Source organism: Streptomyces sp. NPDC020747, from assembly GCF_044334695.1.
GTDB lineage: Bacteria > Actinomycetota > Actinomycetes > Streptomycetales > Streptomycetaceae > Streptomyces.
Genome location: NZ_JBIRTJ010000018.1, coordinates 95,910 through 105,602 on the forward strand (window position 1 = coordinate 95,910; position 9,693 = coordinate 105,602).

Below are 9,693 nucleotides of genomic sequence, written 5' to 3' on the forward strand. Positions count from 1 at the left end.
TGTCTCTCAGAACCTCTCCGGGAAGATCAGGGCGAGGACGAGATAGCCCAGCAGGGCGACGGCCACGATCAGGCCGACGATGTTCTCGGCGGTCACAGCTTCGTCACCCCCTTGGCGACGAGAGCCACCAGCGCGAACACCGCGATCGTGGTGACGACGAAGGCCACGTCGGCCATCGCAAGCTCCTAGATGAGGTTCGAATCGAACGGACGATTAGAGGAAAGCGCCTCTCTGGCCGGATTCGAGCGCCGTTGACGGCTCCCATACGCAGGTTCGTACGGCCTTGACGGAACTCATACGGCGGGCTGATCCATCTGCGTGAAGCAATCCCCCCGGGCGCCTGAACAACGCCGGATCAGGCCCTCCGGGAGGATTGCCTCCGGCGTGCGGGATCAGATGCGGAACCGCAGCCGGCAGATCACCGCGTCCGCGCCCTTCTGGACGGCGTACGCGACCACGCCACCCGCTGGTTCCGCAGCAGCCGCTGCCACAGCCGGTCCGGCTCGACCTCGGGGATCAGCACGGTGACCCGGGTGCCGGGCCCGGCAGCGGCCGTCTCGCCCCCGGCGCGGTCCTCGGGGTCGGGGTGGCAGACGGTCGCCGCGCGCACCTCGTCGCCGAGCGAGGCGGCGGCGCTCAGGGCCTCCTTGACGCATCCTTGTCGCCGGTCACACGAGGACGTTGACACCGCCGTGACGGAACCATGTGCACGTACACACCGGGTCACATGTCCAGTTGCGCGCGGATGAGCGTGTCGATCCGCTGCCATGCCGGGGACGAGGCGTTGACCGTGCCCTGGATGAGGGCGGGGATCTCGGAGGCCGCGTCCAGCCCGGGCAGTTCGTCCGGGCCGTAGCGTTCCCGGGTCGCTTCGACGGCCCGGCGGGCCAGGTCGTCGATGCGGGGATCGTCGGCGTCGAGGCCGTACGCCTGGTCGTAGTCCAGGAAGAGCCGCCGCGGCGCCGGGTCGGCCAGGATCTCGGCCTGGTCGTGGAACAGTGCGAGCGCGCGGTCCGGGTGGGTGGCGAACACGAGGATCCACAGGTCGCGTTGCAGGTCCACCCACCGAGGCGTGAATCCCCAGCGGGCCAGGTCCGCCAGATGGGCGACGACCTCGGTGGGCAGCGGCGCCAGATCCCCGGCGGCGAGCCGGCGCAGGCGCCCCTGAGTTGCTTTCAGACCACGGATACGGCCGGTGAGCTCGTCGTCGATCTCGCGCAGCGCCTGCTGGAACTCCTCGTCGCCCGCCGATCTCAGGTCCCGGATACGGGCCAGCGGGACGCCGGCTTCGGCGAGCGTCCGGATCTTGATCAGGTCGATGACGTCGTTGGCGCCGTACCGCCGGTAGCCGGACGCGTCGCGGTCGGGCTCGGGGAGCAGGCCCTTGGCGTGGTACACGCGGATGGTCTTGACCGACACCCCGACGTGTCCGGCCAGCTGCCCGATGGTGATCACGCGGCCATCGTGCCACTTGACCCTGCCCCTGGGGCGGGGTTGCAGCATGGCCTCATGGCGAACACGAATGTCGATCGGGAGACCCTGCGCGAGTTGGCCGACGAGGGCAACGAGACCGCACTGGACCGGCTTGCCGACCTTGCCGACTCGGTCGGCGACCTCGGGGAGCTGAGCGAGCTGTTGGACGAGGGATCCATGCACGCGGGTTTCCTGCTCACCCGACGCGCGAAGGCGACCGGAGACCTGCGCGAGCTGCAACGCATCTCCGACGCCGGGTACGACGAGGCGGGGAACGAGCTGGACCGACTGCTGAAGGCTCCGGCCGACGGGCAGCACGACTAAGGAATCCGCCCCCGGCCGTTGCGGCCGATGCGGCTACGCTCCGGGCCTTGCGGCGATCGGCGCAAGGCCCCTGCCCATCCGCTCACCTGGCCGCGCACGCTGCACAGCGAGCGTCGCGCGCGGAGCGAGTGATCGGGTTTGCGGTCAGTCACCCGCGTGCCACGCCCGGCCCCCGAGTCACGTCGGGAATTCACCTCGCGGCAAGCATTGACAAGGTTGCGCAAGCTTGCCGACTATGGGCCACACAGAGTTCAGGCAGCGGTAACTGCGGAACGGAGTGGCAGCGTGGCCCCCACCTTGACCGACGTCGCGAAGCGCGCCGACGTGGCGCTTTCCACGGCCTCCCGGGCGTTCAACGACCCCCAGCGGCTGGGCCCGGAAACCTTGCGCAAGGTTCTGGAGGTTGCGCAAGAACTTGGCTACGAGCCACCGCCACCGCGTCCCGCCGAGTTGCCGTCCGACAGCGCCACCGTGGCCATGGTCGTGCCCGACATCGCCAACCCGGTCTTCGGTGCCTTCGTGAAGGCGGCGCAGAGCCAGGGCTGGCACCGCGGGCAGACCATCGTGCTCGCCGACACCGACTTCGATCCCGACCGGGAGCGGGAGGTGATCACGCAGCTGCGTGCCAGGTCGGCCGGGCTCGTCGTGTGCTCGCCCCGGCTCGACGCCGAGGACGTCCTCGCGCTCTGCGGCGACACCCCCGTCGTGCTCGTCAACCGCGAGACCACCACCGCGGACTGCGTCCTCGCGGACGCCGGTGACGGGCTGCGCCAGACCGTCGAGTACCTGGCGGCGCTGGGCCACCGTCACCTCGCGTACGTCCAGGGATCCCAGCACTCGTGGTCCAACAGCCACCGCGTCGACCTGGCTCGTGCCCAGGCCGAGCGGGTGGGCCTGGAGCTGGAGGTGCTCGGCTGGCAGTCCGAGACGGTGGCAGGCGGCACCGCCGCGGCGGCGGGCGTGATCGCGTCCGGCGCCTCCGCCGTCATCGCGCACAACGACCTCGTCGCCCTCGGTGTGATCGCCGGAGCGCGGCAGCTCGGAGTGCGCGTCCCGGACGACCTCAGCGTGGTCGGCATCGACGACATGCCGCTCGCCGCGACCGCGTACCCCGCGCTGAGCACCATCGCGGTCCCCATGGACCGGGCCGGGGCGCTCAGCCTGGAGATGCTCTCCCAGGCCATCGCCGACGAGCACCGGGAGCCGCGCACCCTGCGGCTGCCCACCCAGCTCGTGGTCCGCGGTTCCACCGGACCGGTCGCGACGACCCGCACACCTCCCGCCACCCGGGAGCACGCATGACGCACAAAGATCCGCCCCAGAACGACACCGCCGGTCTGAACGTCGTCGTCGCCGACCCCAATCTGGCACCCCTGCGGGACCAGTTCGAGGCCGACCTGCCCGGCCGGACCACCGTGAGCTGGCCCGACCCCGCGGACACCGGCGCCGTCGTCGAAGCGCTGCGCGACGCCGACGTGCTGGTGTCGGGGGTGTGCTCGCCCGAGATGGCGGCGGCGGGCAAGGGTCTGCGTCTGGTGCACGCCGCCGGCGCCGGCATCGACAAGATCGACGTCGCGGCGCTGCCGCCGGGCACCCTCGTCGCCAACACCTTCCATCACGAGGACTCGATCGCCGAGTACGTCGTGGCCGCCACGGTCCTGCTGCGGCGCGGATTCCTGCGTCAGGACGCGGCGCTGCGGCGGAGCACCTGGGACTCGCCCGCCCATTCGCCCGGCTCACCGTGGCCCGACGCGCTGGCGGACACCACGATCGGATTCGTCGGGTTCGGGCACATCGGCGCACGCACCTGGCAGCGTTTCCGGGCGTTCGGCGCCCGAGGCGTGGCCGTCACCCGACGCGGGGACGCCGACGCGGTGGCCGAGAGGCTCGTGTGGGCGGGGCGCGTCGACGATCTGGACGCGCTCCTGGACACCGCGGACGTGGTCGTGGTGTCGGTACCGCTCTCCGAGCGGACCACCGGGCTGATCGGCACGCCGGAACTGGCCCGCATGCGCGAGTCGGCCGTCCTGGTCAACGTCGGCCGCGGCCCGGTCGTCGACGAGGACGCGCTGTACGCCGCCCTGCGCGACGGCGTGATCGGGGGCGCCGCGATCGACGTCTGGTACGACTACCCGGCCTCGGGCAACACGGGGGCGCCGAGCCGCCACGCCTTCCACGAGCTGCCCAACGTGCTGATGACGCCGCACTCCTCGGGGCTCACCCGGCAGACCTTCGCCCGCCGGATGTCCGACATCACGGCCAACATCCGCCGGCTGGCGGCCGGCGAAGGGCTGCACAACATCGTGGAGAGGGTCCGATGAGCAAGCACGACACCATCGTCTCGGCGGACGTCATCGTGACCAGCCCCGGACGCAACTTCGTCACACTCAAGATCACCACCGCCGAGGGGCTGGTCGGCTGGGGCGACGCCACCCTCAACGGCCGCGAACTCGCCGTCGCCTCCTACCTCCGCGACCACGTCGCCCCGCTGCTGATCGGCCGCGACCCGGCGCGTATCGAGGACACCTGGCAGTACCTGTACCGCGGGGTGTACTGGCGGCGCGGCCCGGTCACCATGACCTCCATCGGCGCCGTCGACCTCGCCCTGTGGGACATCAAGGGCAAGGCCACCGACCAGCCCGTCTACCAGCTCCTCGGCGGCGCCGTCCGCGACCGCGTCCTCACCTACACCCACGCCACCGGCTGGGACGTCCCGCAGCTGCTCGACTCCCTCGACGCCCAGCGCGAGCGCGGCTTCCAGGCCATCCGGGCCCAGACGGGCGTGCCCGGCCTGGACATCGTCTACGGCGTCGGCAGCCGGGACGCCGAATACGAGCCGGCCGGCCGCGGCGCCGCCCCCGTCGAGGAGGTCTGGGACACCGCTGCCTATCTGCGGCACGCCCCCGGCGCGCTGGCCGCGGCCCGCGAGCACGTCGGGCCCGAGGTCAAGCTCCTCCACGACGCCCACCACCGCCTCACCCCGAACGAGGCCGCACGCCTGGGCCGCGCTCTGGAGGACGTCGACCTCTTCTGGCTGGAGGACGTCACCCCGGCCGAGAACCAGGAAGTGCTGCGCCATGTGCGCCGGCACACCACGACACCGTTGGCGATCGGTGAGGTCTTCAACACCGTCTGGGAATGCCAGACGCTCATCACCGAGCAGCTGATCGACTACATCCGCACCTGCGTCACGCACGCCGGCGGCATCAGTCACCTGCGCCGCATCGCCGCCCTGGCGGAGGTCTGGCAGGTGAAGCTGGGTCCGCACGGCCCCTCGGACGTCTCACCCGTCGCGCTGGCCGCGTCCCTGCAAGTCGGCCTGTCCACCCCGAACTTCGCCATCCAGGAGTACATGGGCTACGAGCCGCTGGTCCACGAGGTGTTCCGGCACGACTGGAGCTACGCCGACGGGTACCTGCACCCCGGCGACGCCCCCGGCCTCGGTGTCGAGGTCGACGAGGCGCTGGCCGCCCGGTATCCCTACGAACCCGCCTACCTGCCCGTGGCCCGCCGCCGCGACGGCTCGATGACGGACTGGTGAGATGACGACCACGGACCTTCCCACCCTCAACTCCCGTACGGTTCCCGCCTCTTCACTCCTGCACCGGCGCACGCTCGCCGAGACCGGCATCGTGCACCTGGGACTCGGCAACTTCCACCGCGCCCACCAGGCCGTCTACACCGCGGCCGCCCTCGACCACACCGACGGCCCCTGGGGGATCCTCGGAGTGGCGAGCCGCTCGGCGGCCGTGGCCGACGCGCTGCGGGCCCAGGACTTCCGCTACGGCGTGGTCGAGATCTCGCCGACGGGATCCCGCGTCACGGTTCCCGCCGTGCACACCGGAGCCCTGGTGGCCACGCGGCAGCCGGACGCCGTCCTCGACGCCGTCGCCGCCCCGGCCACCAGGATCGTCTCGCTCACCGTCACCGAGCACGGCTACACCTTCTCGCCGCGCACCGGGCACCTCGACACCGACCACGACGGCGTACGGTCCGACCTGCGCGGGGACACACCGCCGCGGACCACGATCGGCCTGATCGTACGAGGGCTGCAGCGCCGCCTGCGTTCGCACGCCACACCCGTCACCGTGCTCAGCTGCGACAACCTGGCCGGTAACGGAGGGCAGACCGAGCGCCTGGTGCGGGAGTTCACCGAGGCGCTGCCGGCCGCCGAGCGCGACGAACTCCTCCCGTGGCTGGCCGGCGCCGTGACGTTCCCGAACACCATGGTCGACCGGATCGTCCCGGCCACCACCGACGCGTACCGCCGAACCGTCGCCGACCACCTCGGCCTGCGGGACGAAGTCCCCGTGCCCGCCGAGCCGTTCACGATGTGGGTCCTGGAGGACCGCTTCGCCTCCGGCCGACCCGGCTGGGAGCACGGCGGGGCGCTGTTCACCGAGGACGTCGAACCGTACGAACTGCTCAAACTGCGGCTGCTGAACGGCACCCACTCGCTCATCGCCTACCTCGGCGCGCTCGACGGCCGGGCCACCATCCCGGACGCGATCGGCCGGCCCGTCGTCGCCGATGCCGCGCGCCGCGTCCTGCACGACGACTACCTGCCCAGCCTCACCGTCCCCACCGACCTGGACCTCGACGCCTACGTGGCGCAGCTCTTCGACCGCTGGGCCAACACGGCTCTCGGGCACCGCACCCAGCAGGTCGGCTCGGACGGGTCCGTCAAGCTGCGCCAGCGGGTGCCGGACCCGGCACTCAGGCAGCTGCGGGGTGGGCGGATGCCGCACCATCTCGCGCTGACCGTCGCGGCGTACCTGTGCTGCATGGCGCCGCCCACCGGCCTCGATCCCGGTCCGCACGCCGCCGCGATGGCGGACCCGGCACGCGAGGGGCTGCGGCGGGAGGCCGAACGCGCCACGTCCGTACGGGACTTCGTCACCGCCGTCATCAGCGGCGGGCTGCTCGGCGACGATCTCGCCGAGCACCCCGAATTCACCGAGCGGGTCGCCGAGTTCATCGGCATCCTCGCCCGGCACGGCACGGACGCGGCGGCGGGCGCCGCGGCCGAGGCCGCCGACTCGGAGCCGCTGCTGACGGCCTGAGCTCCAACCCAACCTCTCTCACAAGGATGTGAGACCGTGTCAGTTCCCCCGACGCCCACCAGAACCAGAGCCGCCGTACTCCACGGCCCGGACGACCTCCGCGTCGAAGAAGTCCCCCTGCGCCCCCTCGGCCCCGACGAGGTGCTCGTCGAGATCGACGCCGTGGGCGTCTGCGGCTCCGACATGCACTACTTCGCGAGCGGACGCAACGGCCAGAACGTGCTCAGGCAACCGACCGTCCTCGGCCACGAGGCATCCGGTGTCGTCACGGCGGCCGGCCCCCGGGCCGGTGTCGAGGCCGGTACCCCGGTCGCGATCGAACCCGCCCTCGGCTGCGGCACCTGCCAGACCTGCCGTTCGGGCCGCTACAACCTCTGTCCGCACGGCACCTGCCTCGGCTCACCGCCGACGCACGGCGTCCTCGCCGGACACGTCGTCGTCCCCGCCCGGGCCGTCCATCCGCTGCCGGACGGGGTTCCGCTGGAACTCGGTTCACTGATCGAGCCGTTGGCCGTCGCTGTCTGGGCCGTGCGGCGGGCCCAAGTCGCCTTCGGACACCGGGTCCTGATCACCGGAGCCGGACCGATCGGCATCCTCGTGGCCCAGGTGGCGCGAGCCGCGGGCGCCGCCGAGGTGATCGTCACCGATGTGATCGACGCCCGGCTCGACCGGGCCCGCAAGCTCGGCGCCACGGCGGTGGTCAACACCGCCACGCAGGAACTCGAACTCACCGGCATGGACCGGCTGTTGGAGTGCTCGGCCCACCCCGCCGCACTCTGGCAGGGGCTTCGTACCCTGAAGCCCGCCGCACGCGCCACCGTCGTCGGTCAGGCCGCTCCCGCCGTCGACGGACTGCCGCTCGCGCACCTCCAGCGGTGGGAGATCGACCTCGTCACCGCGTTCCGCTACGCCCACGCGTTCCCCACCGCGCCGGCCCTGGCGGCCGACGGCCGGGTGGACCTCGCGTCCGTCCTCACGGGCCGCTTCCCGCTCGACCGTGCCGCCGACGCCCTGCGCGCACCGGTCATGGACCCGACGCACCTGAAGGTCGTCGTCCGGCCGCACGGCACCGCTGCCTGAACATCCAAGGCCGACAACCGCGTTGAGGCGGCCCGCCCGGTTCGCCGCACCCCTCCTACCACGACGCACCCATCCGTGCCGCGACGCGCTCCTTCCCTACCGCGACGTCCCCCTTCCCTACCGCGCTGTCCCCCTTTCGTCCCCGATGCCCATCCCGTTCAAGGAGGCATGGCTGATGGACACGTCCACCGGACCCATGGCAAGCGACTCCGCACCACCCGCTCCCACCAAGGACGCTCCCGCCGACCCGCGCGCCGTCCGCCGCGCCGCCTGGGCCGGCCTCGTCGGCACGGCGCTCGAACAGTACGACTTCGTCATCTACGGCACCGCGTCCGCCCTGGTCTTCGGCGACCTGTTCTTCCCCAACGCCACACCTGCGGTCGCCCTCCTGGCCAGCTTCGCGGCCTACGCCGTCGGGTTCGCCGCCCGGCCCCTCGGCGGCCTGTTCTTCTCCCGTTACGGCGACCGGCTCGGCCGTAAATGGGTACTGGTCACCACGCTCTTCCTGATGGGCGTCTCGACGTTCGCCATCGGGCTGCTGCCGACGTATTCCCAAGTCGGCCTGCTCGCCCCGGCGTTGCTCGTCCTGTGCCGTTTCTTCCAGGGCTTCGGAGCCGGTGCCGAACAGTCCGGCGGCGCCACCCTGCTCACCGAGACGGCGGTGGTCGGACGGCGCGGCAGGCTCGCCTCACTCGTCATGACCGGCGCCGCCCTGGGCACCGTACTGGGCGCCCTCGCCTGGATCCTCGCCCAGACGCTGTCCGAGGAAGCCCTGATGAGCTGGGGCTGGCGGGTCGTCTTCGCCAGCAGCCTGGTCGTCACGGTCGTGGCCGTCCTCATCCGGCGCAGGCTCAGCGAGAGCCCGGTCTTCCAGGAGCTGAAGGAGCAGCACGAGAAGCCCAAGTCGCCGGTGGCGGAGGTGTTCCAGCACGGCCGCAAGCCCATGCTCCTGGTGCTGTTCATGAACGTCGGCATCAGCGCGCAGTCGTACACCTACCAGGTCTTCATGGCCTCGTACCTGGTCTCCACGGTCGGCGTCGACCCCTCGTTCGTGCCCAAGGTGCTGATGATCGGGGCGACCTGCGGCGGTATCGCGGCGATCGGATTCGGCATCCTCTCTGACCGCGTCGGGCGCAGGCCCGTGTACATGGCGATCCTGGCCGCCCTCGTGCTGCTGCCCGGACCGACCTTCATCGCGCTCAACACCGGGTCGCCGTACGCCATCACCGTGGCGATCGTCATCGGCTTCGTGCTGGCCGGACAGGGCGCGGTCGGTGTGCAGATGAGCTACTTCCCCGAACTGTTCGGCAGCCGCTACCGCTACGCCGGAGTCACCCTGGGCCGGGAGTTCTCCTCGGTGCTGGGCGGCGGTGTCGCCCCGCTGATCTGCGCCTCCCTGCTCACCGCGTTCTCCGGTTCGTGGGTGCCGGTCGCCGCCTACATGACCCTGATGATGATCATCAGCCTGGTCGCGGCCCGGATGGCGCCGGAGACCCGCGACCGGGACCTCACCCTCCTCACCGACGCGACGGCCCCGCAGAAACCCGCGGCCGGAACGAACACCCCGTGACCCACCCCCTCTCCGCCCACCGGGCCGAACCCACCGACGCACTGCTGCACACCGGAGTCGTGGGGGGGGGGGGGCGCCCCCCCCCCCCCCCGCCCGGCCCCCCCCCCCCCCCGGGGGCGGGGGGGGGGGGGGGGCGGCGCGGGGGGCACGGCGTGAAGTCGGCGACAACCCCCACCCCGGACA

The 9,693-nt window shown here is 71.8% G+C and carries 9 protein-coding genes and 1 pseudogene; 7 read left to right on the plus strand and 3 right to left on the minus strand.

The window, feature by feature from the left end; genetic code table 11:
* Nucleotides 1-6: 6 nt before the first annotated feature.
* The 3 genes and pseudogenes from kdpF to ACH4YP_RS38135 form a co-directional block, all read right to left on the minus strand.
* Nucleotides 7-96, minus strand: a complete 90-nt coding sequence (gene kdpF / locus ACH4YP_RS38125; protein WP_037659531.1) for a K(+)-transporting ATPase subunit F — start codon at nt 94-96, stop codon at nt 7-9.
* Nucleotides 97-392: 296 nt separating this feature from the next.
* A pseudogene (locus ACH4YP_RS38130) lies at nt 393-700 on the minus strand (amino acid permease); the annotation flags it as partial.
* Between the two features lie 23 nt (nt 701-723).
* On the minus strand, nt 724-1,455 hold the full coding sequence (locus ACH4YP_RS38135) for a MerR family transcriptional regulator (protein ID WP_398495563.1): 732 nt from the start codon (nt 1,453-1,455) through the stop codon (nt 724-726).
* A 54-nt stretch (nt 1,456-1,509) separates the two neighbouring features.
* Between ACH4YP_RS38135 and ACH4YP_RS38140 the strand changes: the two genes are divergently transcribed.
* From ACH4YP_RS38140 to ACH4YP_RS38170, 7 genes are all read left to right on the plus strand, one after another.
* Nucleotides 1,510-1,797, plus strand: coding sequence for a hypothetical protein (locus tag ACH4YP_RS38140; protein ID WP_361060611.1), 288 nt, complete (start codon nt 1,510-1,512; stop codon nt 1,795-1,797).
* 285 nt (nt 1,798-2,082) lie between these two features.
* Nucleotides 2,083-3,099, plus strand: coding sequence for a LacI family DNA-binding transcriptional regulator (locus ACH4YP_RS38145; protein WP_398495565.1), 1,017 nt, complete (start codon nt 2,083-2,085; stop codon nt 3,097-3,099).
* Nucleotides 3,096-4,118, plus strand: coding sequence for a 2-hydroxyacid dehydrogenase (locus ACH4YP_RS38150; RefSeq protein ID WP_398495567.1), 1,023 nt, complete (start codon nt 3,096-3,098; stop codon nt 4,116-4,118). Before ACH4YP_RS38145 ends, ACH4YP_RS38150 begins: the two co-directional genes overlap by 4 nt.
* Nucleotides 4,115-5,338, plus strand: a complete 1,224-nt coding sequence (gene manD, locus ACH4YP_RS38155) for a D-mannonate dehydratase ManD (protein ID WP_398495569.1) — start codon at nt 4,115-4,117, stop codon at nt 5,336-5,338. Before ACH4YP_RS38150 ends, manD begins: the two co-directional genes overlap by 4 nt.
* 1 nt (nt 5,339) lies before the next feature.
* The gene (locus ACH4YP_RS38160) at nt 5,340-6,860 is read left to right on the plus strand and encodes a mannitol dehydrogenase family protein (RefSeq protein ID WP_398495570.1); all 1,521 of its coding nucleotides are present in this window, start codon (nt 5,340-5,342) and stop codon (nt 6,858-6,860) included.
* Between the two features lie 36 nt (nt 6,861-6,896).
* The gene (locus tag ACH4YP_RS38165) at nt 6,897-7,940 is read left to right on the plus strand and encodes an alcohol dehydrogenase catalytic domain-containing protein (RefSeq protein WP_398495572.1); all 1,044 of its coding nucleotides are present in this window, start codon (nt 6,897-6,899) and stop codon (nt 7,938-7,940) included.
* Between the two features lie 175 nt (nt 7,941-8,115).
* Nucleotides 8,116-9,510, plus strand: a complete 1,395-nt coding sequence (locus ACH4YP_RS38170; protein ID WP_361060623.1) for an MFS transporter — start codon at nt 8,116-8,118, stop codon at nt 9,508-9,510.
* Nucleotides 9,511-9,693: the final 183 nt, after the last annotated feature.

Excerpts from the sequence above, each read along its gene's own strand:
- ACH4YP_RS38140 (WP_361060611.1), top strand. The coding sequence starts at position 1,510 with ATGGCGAACACGAATGTCGATCGGGAGACCCTGCGCGAGTTGGCCGAC.
- ACH4YP_RS38150 (WP_398495567.1), top strand. The coding sequence starts at position 3,096 with ATGACGCACAAAGATCCGCCCCAGAACGACACCGCCGGTCTGAACGTC.
- manD (WP_398495569.1), top strand. The coding sequence starts at position 4,115 with ATGAGCAAGCACGACACCATCGTCTCGGCGGACGTCATCGTGACCAGC.
- ACH4YP_RS38160 (WP_398495570.1), top strand. The coding sequence starts at position 5,340 with ATGACGACCACGGACCTTCCCACCCTCAACTCCCGTACGGTTCCCGCC.
- ACH4YP_RS38170 (WP_361060623.1), top strand. The coding sequence starts at position 8,116 with ATGGACACGTCCACCGGACCCATGGCAAGCGACTCCGCACCACCCGCT.